This is a genomic window from Mycobacterium asiaticum (genome assembly GCF_001668675.1).
Classification (GTDB): domain Bacteria; phylum Actinomycetota; class Actinomycetes; order Mycobacteriales; family Mycobacteriaceae; genus Mycobacterium; species Mycobacterium asiaticum_D.
The window spans coordinates 1-14,687 of sequence record NZ_LZKQ01000054.1; the positions used below are offsets into that span (position 1 = coordinate 1).

At 66.9% G+C, this 14,687-nt stretch carries 13 protein-coding genes and 1 pseudogene; 7 read left to right on the forward strand and 7 right to left on the reverse strand.

Annotated features, from left to right (window positions below; genetic code table 11):
* The 3 genes and pseudogenes from A9X01_RS05405 to A9X01_RS05415 all read left to right on the forward strand — a co-directional run.
* A pseudogene (locus A9X01_RS05405) lies at positions 1-401 on the forward strand (exodeoxyribonuclease VII large subunit); the annotation flags it as partial.
* A complete protein-coding gene (locus A9X01_RS05410) occupies positions 394-630 on the forward strand; it encodes an exodeoxyribonuclease VII small subunit (RefSeq protein WP_065119767.1) in 237 nt (78 codons plus the stop codon). The pseudogene A9X01_RS05405 and the gene A9X01_RS05410, both read left to right, overlap by 8 nt.
* Before the next feature lie 66 nt (positions 631-696).
* Positions 697-1,827: a 3-beta-hydroxysteroid dehydrogenase gene (locus A9X01_RS05415; RefSeq protein ID WP_065119768.1), complete on the forward strand. Its 1,131-nt coding sequence runs from the start codon at positions 697-699 to the stop codon at positions 1,825-1,827.
* An 8-nt stretch (positions 1,828-1,835) separates the two neighbouring features.
* On the opposite strand, the gene A9X01_RS05420 is transcribed toward A9X01_RS05415, so the two are convergent.
* Positions 1,836-3,362 carry a carboxylesterase/lipase family protein gene (locus A9X01_RS05420; protein WP_065119769.1) on the reverse strand — a complete coding sequence of 509 codons (1,527 nt, stop codon included), beginning with the start codon at positions 3,360-3,362 and terminating at the stop codon, positions 1,836-1,838.
* A gap of 72 nt (positions 3,363-3,434) precedes the next feature.
* Here A9X01_RS05420 and A9X01_RS05425 point away from each other — a divergent pair, with 72 nt between their 5' ends.
* The gene (locus A9X01_RS05425; RefSeq protein WP_065119770.1) at positions 3,435-4,577 is read left to right on the forward strand and encodes an AI-2E family transporter; all 1,143 of its coding nucleotides are present in this window, start codon (positions 3,435-3,437) and stop codon (positions 4,575-4,577) included.
* Here the strand turns inward: A9X01_RS05425 and A9X01_RS05430 are convergent.
* Both A9X01_RS05430 and A9X01_RS05435 read right to left on the reverse strand, forming a co-directional pair.
* Positions 4,558-5,355 (reverse strand): dienelactone hydrolase family protein, encoded by a 798-nt coding sequence (locus A9X01_RS05430; protein WP_065119771.1) that lies wholly within the window; start codon positions 5,353-5,355, stop codon positions 4,558-4,560. The two genes, A9X01_RS05425 and A9X01_RS05430, sit on opposite strands and share 20 nt — an antisense overlap.
* A 30-nt stretch (positions 5,356-5,385) precedes the next feature.
* A complete protein-coding gene (locus A9X01_RS05435) occupies positions 5,386-6,030 on the reverse strand; it encodes a DUF4245 domain-containing protein (RefSeq protein WP_065035013.1) in 645 nt (214 codons plus the stop codon).
* A 55-nt stretch (positions 6,031-6,085) separates the two neighbouring features.
* Here A9X01_RS05435 and glpX point away from each other — a divergent pair, with 55 nt between their 5' ends.
* The 3 genes from glpX (at position 6,086) to A9X01_RS05450 (ending at position 9,693) form a co-directional block, all read left to right on the forward strand.
* Positions 6,086-7,174 carry a class II fructose-bisphosphatase gene (glpX, locus tag A9X01_RS05440; RefSeq protein WP_155771942.1) on the forward strand — a complete coding sequence of 363 codons (1,089 nt, stop codon included), beginning with the start codon at positions 6,086-6,088 and terminating at the stop codon, positions 7,172-7,174.
* Positions 7,175-7,200: 26 nt separating this feature from the next.
* Positions 7,201-8,619, forward strand: coding sequence for a class II fumarate hydratase (locus tag A9X01_RS05445; RefSeq protein WP_065119773.1), 1,419 nt, complete (start codon positions 7,201-7,203; stop codon positions 8,617-8,619).
* A gap of 75 nt (positions 8,620-8,694) precedes the next feature.
* Positions 8,695-9,693 carry a hypothetical protein gene (locus A9X01_RS05450; RefSeq protein ID WP_065119774.1) on the forward strand — a complete coding sequence of 333 codons (999 nt, stop codon included), beginning with the start codon at positions 8,695-8,697 and terminating at the stop codon, positions 9,691-9,693.
* A 6-nt stretch (positions 9,694-9,699) separates the two neighbouring features.
* Here the strand turns inward: A9X01_RS05450 and A9X01_RS05455 are convergent, their stop codons facing one another.
* The 4 genes from A9X01_RS05455 to A9X01_RS05470 all read right to left on the reverse strand — a co-directional run bounded on the left by A9X01_RS05455 (position 9,700) and on the right by A9X01_RS05470 (position 14,498).
* The gene (locus tag A9X01_RS05455) at positions 9,700-11,133 is read right to left on the reverse strand and encodes an adenylate/guanylate cyclase domain-containing protein (protein WP_155771943.1); all 1,434 of its coding nucleotides are present in this window, start codon (positions 11,131-11,133) and stop codon (positions 9,700-9,702) included.
* Positions 11,134-11,191: 58 nt separating this feature from the next.
* Complete coding sequence (locus tag A9X01_RS05460; RefSeq protein WP_065119776.1) at positions 11,192-12,067, reverse strand: polysaccharide deacetylase family protein; 876 nt, start codon at positions 12,065-12,067, stop codon at positions 11,192-11,194.
* Positions 12,068-12,148: 81 nt separating this feature from the next.
* Positions 12,149-13,450, reverse strand: coding sequence for an RNA 5'-3' helicase PhoH2 (gene phoH2 / locus A9X01_RS05465; protein ID WP_065119777.1), 1,302 nt, complete (start codon positions 13,448-13,450; stop codon positions 12,149-12,151).
* 220 nt (positions 13,451-13,670) lie between these two features.
* Positions 13,671-14,498 (reverse strand): acyl-ACP desaturase, encoded by an 828-nt coding sequence (locus A9X01_RS05470; RefSeq protein WP_065119778.1) that lies wholly within the window; start codon positions 14,496-14,498, stop codon positions 13,671-13,673.
* Positions 14,499-14,687 lie beyond the last annotated feature (189 nt).

The window sequence follows — 14,687 nt, forward strand, 5'->3', positions numbered from 1 at the left end:
GATCGACGACCTGCGCCGGCGCACTGCCGGGGCGCTGCGCAACTGCGTGAGAGCGCGCTCTCACGCAGCTGCGCAGCCGGCCGGTGCTGGCCGACCCGGTGCGCATGGTGACCACTCGCGCGGAGGAGGTGCACCGCGCGCGACTCGCGCTGCGTCGCGACATCACCCGGATGGTCACCGTGGAGACCGAGCGCGTCGGCCACCTCAGCGCCCGGCTGGCCACCCTGGGCCCGGCGGCCACCCTGGCCCGCGGGTACGCCGTGGTGCAGGTCCTGGGCGAGGACGACGCGGCGACGGAGGTCCTACGCTCGGTCGACGATGCACCGGCCGGCGCCCGGCTGCGGGTACGTGTCGCCGACGGCGCGATCACCGCGACAAGTGAAGGACGTACCGATGGTTGACGACGAGGGCGGCTCCATTACTCCCATTAGTTCGCTCGGTTATGAGGAGTGCCGAGACGAGCTAATTGAAGTCGTACGCCTACTGGAGCAGGGCGGGCTTGATCTCGACGCGTCGCTGAAACTGTGGGAAAGGGGCGAGCAGCTAGCAAAACGGTGCGAACAGCACTTAGCTGGTGCCCGCCAACGCATTACCGATGCATTGGCCGCCGGAGAGGCCGAGCAGAACTGAATTCCGCAAAATTGAACGGTCCATTCTCGTTCCAAACTGGAACACGTTTCAGTTAAGCTCCCCGGCATGGGTGATGCATCTCTCACAACCGAACTCGGCAGCGTCCTGGTGACCGGAGGTTCGGGCTTCGTCGGCGCCAATCTGGTGCGGACACTGCTGGAACGGGGACATCAGGTCCGCTCCTTCGACCGAGCTCCCTCGCCACTGCCCCAGCACCCGAAGCTCGAGGTGCTGCAGGGTGACATCACCGACAAGGCCGTCTGCGAGGCGGCTGTCGCCGGCATCGACACGATCATCCATACCGCCGCGATCATCGAACTGATGGGCGGCGCCTCGGTGACCGAGGAATACCGGCAGCGCAGCTTCTCGGTCAACGTCGGCGGCACCGAGAATCTGGTCGAGGCCGGGCGGAAAGCCGGCGTCAAGCGTTTCGTGTACACCGCATCCAACAGCGTGGTGATGGGCGGCCAGAACATCGCCAACGGCGACGAGACAATGCCCTACACCGATCGGTTCAACGATCTCTACACCGAGACCAAGGTGGTGGCCGAGAAGTACGTCCTGTCGCAGAACGGCGTGGACGGCATGCTGACCTGCTCGATCCGGCCGAGCGGCATCTGGGGCAGCGGCGATCAGACGATGTTCCGCAAGCTGTTCGAGAGCGTGATCAAGGGCCACGTCAAGGTGCTGGTCGGGCGCAAGTCCGCGAAACTGGATAACTCCTACGTGCACAACCTGATTCACGGTTTCATCCTGGCCGGTGAACACCTGGTGCCGGGTGGCACCGCACCCGGCCAGGCCTACTTCATCAACGATGCCGAGCCGATCAACATGTTCGAGTTCGCCCGCCCGGTAGTGGAGGCGTGTGGCGAAAAGTGGCCGAAAATAAGGGTTTCCGGCCCGGCGGTGCACTGGGTGATGACCGGTTGGCAGCGGCTGCACTTCCGGTTCGGATTCCCCGCGCCGCTGCTGGAACCGCTTGCCGTCGAACGGCTGTATCTGGACAACTACTTCTCGATCGCCAAGGCGCGCCGCGAGCTGGGCTACGAGCCGCTGTTCACCACCGAGCAGGCGCTGAAGGAATGCCTGCCGTACTACGTCGACCTGTTCCACCAGATGAAGGGCGAGGCGGAGGGGGCCAAGCGGGCGGGCAAGCAGGCACCAGACGCCGGCAAGGCCACCAGCGGCTCGAAATAGCTTGTCCGCTAACGAAAGCTGACCAACTGGTCGCCCCAGGCACCACGGATGCGAGCATCCACGTCTTGCACCGCGTCGTATTTGTCGATCACCAGGCAGGCGCGATCGGTCGCCCGATAGCACGGCCACTTCGGCTCGCCAGGCAGACCGTCGGGACTGCCGTGGGTGGCGAAATTGATCCACCGGGTCTGCATCCTGGTGGACACGGCGGTCGCGGTCTTGGTGCCGCCGAGCTTGAGCGTCAGGTCCTGCGGACCGCCGAGATTGCCCCACACATAAGGCAATTCGGTGGCGTGCGCGGCTCCCACCAACAACACCTTGTACAACGGCGTCGCGTAGTCGAATCGGTACATGTGCACCGGCGCCACCATGCTGTGGCCGTCGGCCAGCCACACCGTGGGCATCCGGAACCCGATATCGGTGGCCATCCTGACCGAGCGGGCCTTTCGCCGGCCCGAGTACGCCGAACCGATCTCGTCCACCGACGGCAGTTGCAAATCAGGCTGCTCGGCAGTGATCTGGTCGAACATCGAGGTGATTGCCCGCGGCGTGATGGGCATCAGTGACGAACGCATCAACCGGAACAGCGCGGCCTCGTGTTTGTTGGTCCCGATGATCAGCGGGACCGGGAGCGACCGACCTTCCTGCGCGAGTTTGACCGGGAGGTCATCCAGCAGGTCCCCGTCAACGATCGGGACGAAGGCCAGGGTCCCCGGATTTTGGACCGGCACTTCATCGAACACCTGCTGAGTGGCGGCTACCAGGGGCCCGGACGGAACATCGGTCACCCGCTGAGCTTCGGACTCATCGATTCCCAGTTTGTCCAGGACGGCTAGCGCGACCCGTCGTCCCCTGTCCCGGTCGTAGACCGAGGTGGCCGGCGAGCTCTGCGCGATCGCACGCACGAACAGTCCCTCGGCCGCCGGAATAGTCAGCAGCGTGGTGACGAGTCCCGCGCCGGCGGACTCACCGAAGAGCGTGACGTTGGCCGGATTGCCGCCGAACGCCGCGATGTTGTCGCGCACCCACGCCAGCGCGAACAGCACGTCGCGCAGCCCGATATTGGTGTCGAACCGTCGCCGCCCGCTGCTGAAGGACGACAAGTCCAGAAAGCCCAGCGCACCGAGCCGGTAGTTGAGCGTCACCACCACGACATCGCCGCTGCTGACCAGCGCGCGGGCGTCGTAAAGCGGCTGGCTGCCGGAGCCCAGCACGTACGCGCCCCCGTGCAGCCACACCATGACGGGTTTGCCGGCGCCCGGTTCGGTGTCGGCGGGTGCCCAGACGTTCAGCCGCAGACAGTCCTCCCCCAGCGGGGCGCCGAGGTCGAGCGGCATCCGGGGAACCACCGGCTGCGGGCACGCGGGCCCAAAGCCGCTGGCGTCGAAGACTTCGGTGAACCGTTCGGGCGGCTCGGGTGCCCGAAACCGCAGGTCGCCCAGGGGCGCCGCTGCGTATCGGATGCCCTTCCACGCCGTGACGCGGCCGTCGTCGGAACCCCGGACGGGACCATAGGTCGTCTCGACGACAGTCATACGTTTCCTTCTGGCGAGCGGGCTAGTGTTACGGAGCGCAACACCGACGCGGAGGGCGGTCCCGGTTCTTCGATGAACACCGAGTTCACGCTTACCCAGAAGCGAGCGCTGGCGATCTTCACCCTCGTTGCCGTGGTTTTTGGCGCGTATTTTCTGCGCGACTATTTCGTGCTGATTGTAGTGGCCGCCGTCGGCGCGTATCTGTTCACTCCGCTGTTCAACTGGTTCAACAAACGCCTCAACACCGGCTTGTCGGCCACCTGCACCCTGCTGTCGGCGCTGGCCATCGTGATCGTGCCGCTGGGCTTGCTGGTCACCCTGGCGATCGTGCAGATCGCCCGCATGGTCGACTCCGTTGCAAGCTGGGTGAAATCCAACGACCTGAGCACCCTGGGCGACAAGACGCTGCGGCTGACCAACGAGTTGCTGGCGCGGCTGCCGTTCGGGCATTTCACGGTCAGCGCCGAGACGCTGCGCAAGGCGATAGTCTCGGCCGCGCAGAACGCCGGACAATGGCTGCTGCACGTGTTGCAGAACACCGCGGGCAGCCTCGCGACCACCATCACCTCGGCGATCATCTTCTTGTACGTGTTTGTCGCGCTGCTCGTGCACCGGGAGAAGATGCGGACGCTGATCGCTCAGCTCAACCCACTCGGCGAAGAGGTCACCGACCTGTACCTGAAGAAGATGGGCTCGATGGTGCGCGGCACCGTCAACGGCCAGTTCGTCATCGCGTTCTGCCAGGGTGTGGCCGGCGCGGCTTCCATCTATCTCGGCGGGTTCCACCACGGCTTCTTCATCTTCGCGATCGTGCTGACCGCGCTGTCGATCATCCCGCTGGGCGGCGGCATCGTGACCATTCCGTTCGGCGTGGGCATGATGCTGTTCGGCAATATCGGCGGCGGGATCTTCGTGGTGCTGTTCCACTTCATCGTGGTCACCAACATCGACAACTTCCTGCGCCCGGTTCTGGTGCCGCGCGATGCCCGGCTGAATTCGGCGTTGATGCTGCTGTCGGTGTTCGCGGGAATCCGGATGTTCGGCCCGTGGGGCATCATCATCGGGCCGGTGCTGATGATCCTGATCGTCACCACGATCGACGTCTATCTGGCCGTCTATAGGGGCGTCGAACTCAAGCCGGTGGAGGAGAAACCTCCCCGCCGCGGCTTGTTGCGCAAGGCAATGGCGAAGTGGACTAAGTCAGCCGCTGGGTGAGGAATTCGACGACGCGCTTGCGCGCCTCGTAGGCGGGGTGACCGTCGGTCTCGCGGACCTCGTCGGTCAGCACCGAGTGCGCCATACGAGCAAAGCCGTGTTCGTTGCCCGGGCCGGAGTCGATCTCGATCACCTCGAACGCGTCGCCGAGCCGCTGCTTGAGGGTGGTGAACCGCTCCCCCGGCGCCATCTTGTCGGCGCTGAACCGCAGGCCCAGCGCACAGAGGCCGTCATTGGCGCAGCGGTCGGCGACGACGCCGAGTTCGGTTTCGCTCATCCCCGGGTCGCTGCGCTGCTTGGTGGTCAGCGGGAACGGCACCGAGGGTTGGCTGAGCACCGGGGCCAGCACGCTGTCGTCCACGGCGGCGGCCAGCGCGAAACCGCCGGTGAAACACATGCCGATGACGCCGACGCCGTTACCGGGCGTGGCCGCGTTGAGGTCGCGCGCCAGGGCACGCAGATACACCGACACCGGGCGCTGCTTGTTCGTGGCCATCGCGGCGAATTCCCTGGATACGCACGCCCGGCTGATTCCGGCGACGACATACGGGACGGAGACGGGCCGGCCCGGTTCACCGAACAGGGACGGAATGGCCACGGTGAAACCGTTTTCCACCAGGTGATTGCCCAGCGCCAGGACGCCGGGATGGATGCCGGGCATCTCGGGGATCAGCACCACCCCCGGGCCGGACCCCTTGCGGTAGACGTCGTGGGTGTAGCCGGCGGCGCTGAACGGCGCGGCCGCCCAGCCGGAGAGATCAGCTTCGGGTGCGGTCACCTGGCGTCCCTTCTGGTGGCGATCGATCGGCTACCGGGGCGGTAGCGGCTGCTGCGACTGGGTCGCGGCAGCCAGCGTACGGAATTGGTCGGGAGTACCGGCACCCGTGATCGCCACCTGGGTGGGACCCGCGGGGCTGGCCAGCCGGGTGGTCCACACCGGCTCGAAGGGTCCGCGGTCGTCGGCGCCCTGATAGACGACCCATTTGGTGCCGTCCACGTCGACGGTCCCGCTCGGATACATGCCGGGGTGGATCGAGCCCACCAGCTTGTCCTCGTCGGCGTTGCTCTGAGTGACGCTGAGATACAGACCGGTCGGGCTGATGTAGCCGACGGTGGAGGTGGCCGCGTGCAGCCGCTGTCCAGCCGATGCGTCGGTACGTCCGGCGTCGATGCCGCCGCGACTGCCGGAGTTCGGTTGCCAGCCGGGGGGCGGCTGCGGCAGCCGGATCGGGAAGCCCAGCGCCGCCGCGTCGGCGCGCAGCGCCGCCGCCGCGTCATAGGAGGGCACGGTGCCCCGGTTCGTCCCTCCCGGTTGGAAGGAACACATTCCGACCATGCCCGCCAGCAGGATGCAGCCGATCACCAGGGGCGCCAGCGACCAGAACATATCGCGACCGTCCTGCAGCAGCCGCGGCTTGGCCGGCTTGGGCGTCGGCTGGGGCTCGGCGGTCACCCCCTGAGTATCCCAGCTCCAGACCGGTGTTCTGCTTCTGGGAGAATCACCAACCATGACTGCACAGGGATCCGGCTCGCCGTCGAGCACCGTTGCGAGCCCCGCCCCGTCCGCCACGCGCCAGTCGCGGGGCGAAGCACCCGACCGCAACCTGGCGATGGAGCTGGTCCGCGTCACCGAGGCCGGCGCCATGGCCGCGGGACGCTGGGTGGGCCGCGGCGATAAGGAGGGTGGCGATGGCGCCGCCGTCGACGCGATACGCCAGCTCGTCAACTCGGTGTCGATGCGCGGCGTCGTGGTGATCGGCGAGGGTGAAAAAGACGAAGCGCCGATGCTCTACAACGGCGAAGAGGTCGGCAACGGCGACGGCCCCGAGTGCGACTTCGCCGTCGACCCGATCGACGGCACCACGCTGATGAGCAAGGGCATGCCCAACGCGATCTCGGTGCTGGCCGTGGCCGACCGGGGCGCGATGTTCGACCCGTCCGCGGTGTTCTACATGAACAAGATCGCGGTCGGGCCCGAGGCGGCGCACGTGCTGGATATCACCGCGCCGATCGCCGAGAACGTCCGCGCGGTGGCCAAGGTCAAGGGGCTCTCGCCGCGGGACATGACGGTGTGCATCCTGGACCGGCCGCGGCACGCCCAGCTGATCGCCGACGTCCGCGACACCGGCGCCCGGATCCGGCTGATCACCGACGGTGACGTGGCCGGCGCCATCTCGGCCTGCCGGCCGCACTCTGGCACCGACATGCTGGCCGGGATCGGTGGCACCCCGGAGGGCATCATCGCGGCCGCCGCCATCCGTTGCATGGGCGGGGCCATTCAGGCCCAGTTGGCGCCGACGGACGAAGCCGAGCGCCGCAAGGCCCTGGACGCCGGGTATGACCTCGATCAGATCCTGACCACCCGCGACCTGGTGTCCGGGGACAACGTGTTCTTCTGTGCCACCGGCGTCACCGATGGAGACCTGCTCAAGGGCGTGCGCTACCAACCGGGCGGCTGCACCACCCAGTCGATCGTGATGCGGTCGAAGTCGGGCACCGTGCGCATGATCGAGGCCTACCACCGGCTGTCCAAGCTCAACGAATACTCGGCGATCGACTTCACCGGCGACACCAATGCCGCCTATCCCCTGCCCTGACCCACACAACCAGCAAGGAAGGCACCATGGCCGCTGACGCCGGCGATAGCGACACCGAATACCGCATTGAGCACGACACCATGGGTGAGGTCCGGGTGCCGGCGAAGGCGTTGTGGCGGGCGCAAACTCAACGAGCCGTGGAGAACTTCCCGATCTCCGGCCGGCCTCTCGAACGCGCACAGATCCGCGCCCTGGGGTTGCTGAAGGGCGCCTGCGCGCAGGTGAACAAGGACCTGGGACTGCTGGCGCCGGAGAAGGCGGACGCGATCATCGCGGCGGCCGCCGAGATCGCCGACGGCAAGCATGACGACCAGTTCCCGATCGACGTGTTCCAGACCGGTTCGGGCACCAGCTCGAACATGAACACCAACGAGGTGATCGCCAGCATCGCGGCCGCCAACGGGGTGAAGGTGCACCCGAACGACGACGTCAACATGTCCCAGTCGTCCAACGACACCTTCCCGACCGCCACCCACATCGCCGCGACCGAGGCCGCCGTGAGCCATCTCATCCCGGCGCTGCAGGTGTTGCAGGATGCGCTGGGCGCCAAGGCACTCGAGTGGCAGACGGTGGTCAAGTCGGGCCGCACGCACCTGATGGACGCCGTTCCCGTCACGCTCGGCCAGGAGTTCAGCGGATACGCCCGCCAGATCGAGGCCGGCATCGAGCGGGTGCGCGCGACGCTGCCCCGGCTGGGCGAGCTGGCCATCGGCGGCACCGCCGTCGGCACCGGCCTGAACGCCCCGGAAGACTTCGGTGTCCGGGTGGTGTCGGTCCTGGTGGAATCCACCGGAATCCCCGAACTGCGCACGGCGACAAACTCTTTCGAGGCCCAGGCAGCGCGCGACGGATTGGTCGAGGCGTCCGGGGCGCTGCGCACCATCGCGGTGTCGCTGACCAAGATCGCCAACGACATCCGCTGGATGGGGTCGGGACCGCTGACCGGTTTGGCCGAGATTCAGTTGCCGGACCTGCAGCCGGGCAGCTCGATCATGCCAGGCAAGGTGAATCCGGTGCTGCCGGAGGCCGTTACGCAGGTCGCCGCCCAGGTGATCGGCAATGACGCCGCGGTGGCGTGGGGCGGCGCCAGTGGTGCCTTCGAGCTCAACGTCTACATCCCGATGATGGCCCGCAACATCCTCGAGTCGTTCAAACTGCTCACCAATGTCTCGCGGCTGTTCGCCGAACGCTGCATCGTCGGGTTGCAGGCCAACGTCGAGCGGCTGCGTGAACTGGCCGAGTCGTCGCCGTCGATCGTTACCCCGCTGAACTCGGCGATCGGCTACGAGGAGGCCGCCGCCGTCGCCAAGCAGGCCCTCAAGGAACGAAAGACCATCCGCCAGACCGTGATCGACCGCGGCCTGATCGGCGACAAACTGTCGATCGAGGAGTTGGATCGGCGCTTGGACGTGTTGGCAATGGCCAAGGTGGAACCGAGCGAATAGACCGGCAAGGCATTTCGCGGGCTACTGCATGGCCGCCTCAGCAGGGGCGGCCGGCGAAAGTGAGGGTATTCAGTAATGACGGTTCCCCCCGGCGGTCCCTACGGACAGGATCCGTACGGAACGAATCCGTATGGCCAGCAGCCTTATTGGGGCGGCCAGCCGCAGGGTCAACCACCTGGCCAGCCGCAGGGTCAACCACCTGGCCAGCCACCGGGCGGCCAGTACCCCTACCCGCCGCCGGGTGGCCAGTACCCGCCCGGTACCGATCCCTACGCCCAGCCGGGCTATCAGCAGTACGGCCAACCTGGACAACAGGTTCCGCCGCCCGGCTGGCAACCCGGGCCCTACCCGCCCGGGCCGCCGCCGTCCAACTCCAAGCTGCCCTGGCTGATCGTTGCGGGCATCGCGGTGCTCGGCGCCATCGTGCTGGTGGTGATTCTGGTGGTGAACCTCAACAGCGGCGGCGACAAGCCGTCGGCCAACCCGTCGGAGACCACGAGCGCCGCAACGTCGGAACCGCAGAACTCACTGCAGACGGCCACCGACTGCACACCCAACGTGTCGGGCGGCAACAAGCCCACCGGTGACACGGTCAGCGCGGGCAAGCTGAGCTTCCCGGCCAGCGCCGCGCCCGGATGGTCGCCTTTCGTGGACGACCAGAACCCTAACCTGATCGAAGCGGTCGGCCTGGGCCAGGAGGTGCCCGGCGCCAGCCAGTGGATGATGCAGCTGGAGGTCGCCATCACGAACTTCGTGACCAGCATGGACATCAATGCCCAGGCGTCGAAGTTGATGGACTGCATCGCCAACGGCCCCGGCTACAACCAGGTGTCGCCCACGCTCGGCCCCAAAAAGACGTCCTCGCTGACGATCGACGGGATCAAGGCAACGCGGGTGGATGCCGACATCACGATCGCCGACACCACCCGCGGGGTGAAGGGTGACTCCGTGACGATCGTCGCCGTCGACACCAAGCCGGTGACCATTTTCCTGGGCGCCGTCGCCATCGGCGATGCGGCATCGGCGGCGACGGTGAACAATGTGGTTGGGGCGCTGAAGGTTTCGAAGAAGTAGCCCGGCTCAGGCGGGAACCGGCGCGGACACGTGCGTCGGTTCCGAACGCCCGCGCAGGACGGTCGAATAGCTCGCGGTCCAGTGCCCGCACTCAGCGGCACCGGCGCGGTCCAGGGCAGCACCGGAACACAGGACGCGCCGCTCCGAGGTCTTGGCGAGATCGGCCAGCCGGGCCGCCTCGTTGACGGCATCGCCGATCACGGTGTACTCGTAACGGTTCTCGGCACCGATGTTGCCGGCGAACACCCGTCCGGCCGATACGCCGATGCCGAAGTCCACCGGTAGCTCACGCAGTCTTTCGGCCAGCGCCCGCGCCGTCGTCAACGCGGAGGATGCCGGGTCACTCGTGTGCAGTGGCGCGCCGAAGACCACCAGCGCGGCGTCGCCTTCGAATTTGTTGATCAGGCCCTGATGGTCGTCGACGGTGTCGACGACGATGCGGAAGAAGTCATTGAGCACCTGGGCAACCTGTTGTGGTGGAAGGTTTTCCGCGAGCCGGGTGGAACCCACCAGGTCGATGTAGAGGACGGCGGCCTCTACTACGTCACCCGATAGCGAAGAACCCTCTTCCAGGGCGCGGCGCGCGACGTCGGTTCCGACATGACGGCCGAACAGGTCGCGGATGCGGTCGCGTTCCTCCAACCCGGCGACCATGCGGTTGAATCCCGTTTGCAGGCGCCCGATTTGAGAACGCTCGTAAACCCCGACGTAGGTACCGATGTGACCGTGCTCCACCTCGCCCATGGCGTCGGCAACCTCGGCGACCGGATCGGATATCGATCGCGACGTCAGGATCATGGTCGGCAGCCCCAGCACCAGCGCCGCCAGCGACACCACCAACACCGGCACGTCCAACGACGTTGACTTGTCGATGAGCACGCCGTAGGACCGCAGCACGACGAACGCCGCGATCACCCCGAAAGGTATGGCGCTGCACAGGAACCACAGCAACACCATCCGAGCGAACACGCCCGGCACCGTCAGGCGAGGTTCACGGCCCCGGGTGGCGACCGCCAGGATGGGGCGCATGGTGCGTTGCGCCAGCAGTAGGCCGGTGCCCGCGGCGGCGGCGCGGCCGAGCACCAGACCCAGGACAATGGGGAACAACAGCGCCGACCCGCTGCCGAGGTTCAGCAGGACGAGGATTAGCCCGCAGCTGACCCAAACCGCCGAGAGCATTGCGGATTGCCGGCCGGCAAGTTTCATCGCGGCGTCCCGCTCGGCCTCGGTGGGCTCTCGGCCCGCGACGTACCAGCGCAGCGTCGGGGCCAGGATCACGGGTCCGCCCACCGCGACACACGCCACTCCGAGCAGGATCAGCAGCGCCACCAATCCGGTGTTCCGTTCGGCGAAGTCGGCGTTTGCGGCGGCAGTGTGACCCCGCAGCGGGATGAGTATGGCGACCGCGTCGACGGCGGCGAGGATGTATGCCAGGGCCAGGTCGGTCCCGTAGCGGATGGACAGCCGTACGGCGGATTTCGGCGCGTCGGCCTTGCCGCTAGGCACCGTTGTTCGGCCCGCCGGAGTTCTGACCTGGAATGTCGGTGATCGGGAAGTTCGGCATCGGCTTGGGCGATGGCGTGTTCGGCAGGGCGGGGATGTCAGCGGGCGGAATGTCGTGCAGCACGTTGGCGGGCGGCCCGTTTTCCCGGCTGCCGTAGCTGCTCCCGGGCGCCCGCGGCCCCAGCAGCTCGCTGACCGTCACCAGCCGGTAGCCGTTGGCCTTGAGTACCGGGATGAACTGGTACACCAGATCCACGGTGCTGGAATAGGTGTCGTGGAACAGCACCACCGACCCGGGCTTGATCTGGGTCATCAGCACCTGTCGGGTGGCGGCGGTATTGGAGTCGTTGGCCCAGTCGAATGGGATTACGTCCCAGAGGATCTCGGCCAGTCCGAAGGTGGCGGCGGTCTGGCGGACCGCCGGGTTGGACAGCCCGCCGGCGGGACGGTAGAGCGTGGGCTTGCGGCCCGTCGCGGCGGCGATCGCATCATTGGCCCGGGAGAATTGGGCCGCGACGTCCTCGGGTGGGATCGTCGTCATGTTGGGGTGTTCCCAGGTGTGACTGCCGACTTCCATCCCGGCCTCGGCGATCCGCCTGGCGCCCGCGGGGTTGGCCGCCACTTTGTTCCCGATCAGGAAGAATGTGGACTTGGCGTCGTTGGCCTTCAGGATCTGCAGTAAACGGTCGGTGTAGGGGCTGGGCCCGTCGTCGAAGGTCAGCGCGACGCACTTGACCATCGAGCAGTTGAGGCTGTCGGCGCGGGTGACGTGGCCGGTGAGACCGCCGATGACCAGGACGGCCGCGGCCGCAACGACGCCGAAGACCGTGCGCCAATAGCGCCAGGCCTGGTTGTCGGGTCGTTTCGGCACGGCGAAAGTTTACCCGCGAGCAGACACAGAATCGCACTCGCGAGGTGCCTGAGTTCAGGGGGTGATTGCAAAGGGACGGGCTCAGTGCGGCCCGGTGATCTCCTCGAGCATCTCGGTGACCAGGGCGGCGATCGGCGACCGTTCGCTGCGCAGCAGCGTGATGTGGGCGAACAGCGGGTGACCCTTGAGCTTCTCGATCACCGCGGCCACCCCGTCGTGGCGGCCCACCCGCAGGTTGTCGCGCTGCGCGATGTCATGGGTCAGCACCACTCGGGACCCGGTGCCCAGCCGGGACAGGACCGTCAGCAGCACGTTGCGTTCCAGCGACTGGGCTTCGTCGACGATGACGAACGAGTCGTGCAGCGAGCGGCCCCTGATGTGGGTCAACGGCAACACCTCGAGCATGCCGCGGGAGAGCACCTCGTCCAGCACGGCGGGACTGGCCAGACCTTCCAGGGTGTCGAAGACGGCCTGCGCCCACGGCCCCATCTTGTCGCTCTCGCTGCCGGGCAGGTAACCCAGTTCCTGGCCGCCGACGGCGTAGAGCGGGCGGAACACGACCACCTTGCGCTGCGTGCGGCGTTCCAGTACCGCTTCCAGGCCCGCGCACAACGCCAGCGCGGACTTTCCGGTACCGGCTTTCCCGCCGAGGGACACGATGCCCACCGACTCGTCGAGCAACAGGTCCAGGGCCACCCGTTGCTCTGCGGAGCGGCCCCGCAACCCGAACACCTCACGGTCGCCGCGGACCAATTGGACACGCTTGGCGGGGGTGACCCGGCCCAGTGCGTGTGAGCTGCCGCCGAGCAACCGGATGCCGGTGTGGCACGGCAGGTCGCGGGCCTCGGCCAGGTCGATCTCCCCGTCGGCGAACAGCGCGTCGATATCCTCAGCGGCGGTCTCGACCTCACGCATTCCTGACCATCCGGAGGCGACGACGTCCTGCGCGTGGTACTCGTCGGCGGCCAGGCCCACCGCGGCCGCTTTGACCCGAAGCGGAATGTCCTTGCTCACCAACGTGACTCGCTTGCCCTCGGCGGCGAGGTTGGCGGCGCAGCTCAAGATCCGGGAGTCGTTGCTGTCGGTCCGGAATCCCGCGGGCAGCACGGAGGGATCGGTGTGATTGAGCTCGACGTGCAGCGAACCACCCTGGCTACCAACAGGAATGGGCTGGTCGAGCCGCCCGTGCTCGAGGCGCAGGTCGTCGAACAGCCGTAGCGCTTGGCGCGCGAACCAACCCAGCTCGTGGTGGTGGCGCTTGGCTTCCAGTTCGCTGATTACCACCAGCGGTACCACCACATCGTGCTCGGCGAACCGGCTGCAAGCCCAGGGGTCGGACAGCAGTACGGAGGTGTCGAGCACGTACGTCCGGGTTTCGGTCACGGGGCGCTCCTCGAGCGAATGACGCCCGGGCGGACCCACGCGAGCGTGTCGGCGGGGGCCGCGGCACCAGGACCGGGGCCGGTCCTGCCTTGATGGTGACCGGTGCAGAAACCGGGGGTGCCGCCCTGGCAGCGGAGTGAATCGCTGGCCATCAACGGCGACGCTACTCCGGTGCTTGCATCCCTGCAGTGCAGGCGCGCCGAAACACGGCGAATCCGGTTCAGTCCGTGACGAATTGCTTGAGCGCGGGCTCGTCGGCCAGCCCCCAGGCGGTGATTCGCTCGGAGATCGCCTGCTGCAGCTGCGCCTTGTCGAAGATGCCGGCCGCCGCCACGTTCTCCAGCTTGTCCCGGTAGGCATCGATGTCGGCGCCGGGGACCTCGAGGTCGGCAGCGCGGGCCGCGATCGCCGCGATCGTCTCGTCCCGGGTGTAGCCCAGCAGGTGGGTCACCAGGTTGGCGAAGAACTCCTCGTGGCGAGCTTCGTCCTTGGCGATCTTGTCGATCAGCCCGGCCAGGATCGGCTCTTCGATGCGCGCCGCGAGATTGCGGCAGAAGGTGCCGTAAGAGCGCTCCGAGAGCGCCATGTACACCAGGGTCTCGACCTGGGTGTAGGTCTCGGCGCGATAGCCCTTCATCACGTACTGGACGCGGGCTTCCTCGTTCTCGACCGGGTCGACCTCGCGGGTCACCACCAGGTACTCCCGCAGCGCGATGGCGTGCAGGTGTTCCTCGGCGGTCCAGCGGCCGATCCAGCGGCCCCAGTAGTCCTCGAGGATGAAATGGTCGACGAACTCACGGTGGTGGGCCGCCAGGTTGTCCTTGAGCAGCAGCAGGATCTCGCAGGCGTCGGTGATCGCGCGGGGCAGCGTGGCCTGGGACGGGTCCCAGTCGTGTCCGCCGAGGAACGCGAAGTTCTCGCCGCGGTCGAACGGTACGTAGTCGTGAGCGAACCAGAGGTTCTCGGTCGCCAGGTGGCGCGCCCAGTTCGCTTCGACGACGGGCTCTAATTCGAGTGTCAGCGCGTTAGCGACAGGTTTCTGTGCCATGCGGTAACTGTAACTCCCATACACAGGTTCTCTCAAATCCGCGCACGCGTGTCGCGTTGCGTTTACGCGGGGGGCGCGGGGGTTTGCGCGAGCAGACGCGAAAGCACCCGTTTCCCCCTTTGTCAGGCTGGTTGTGAGTCAGTTGCTACCAGCGTTAGGGAGTGGGTTGTGTCGATCGGTGCGGGTTTT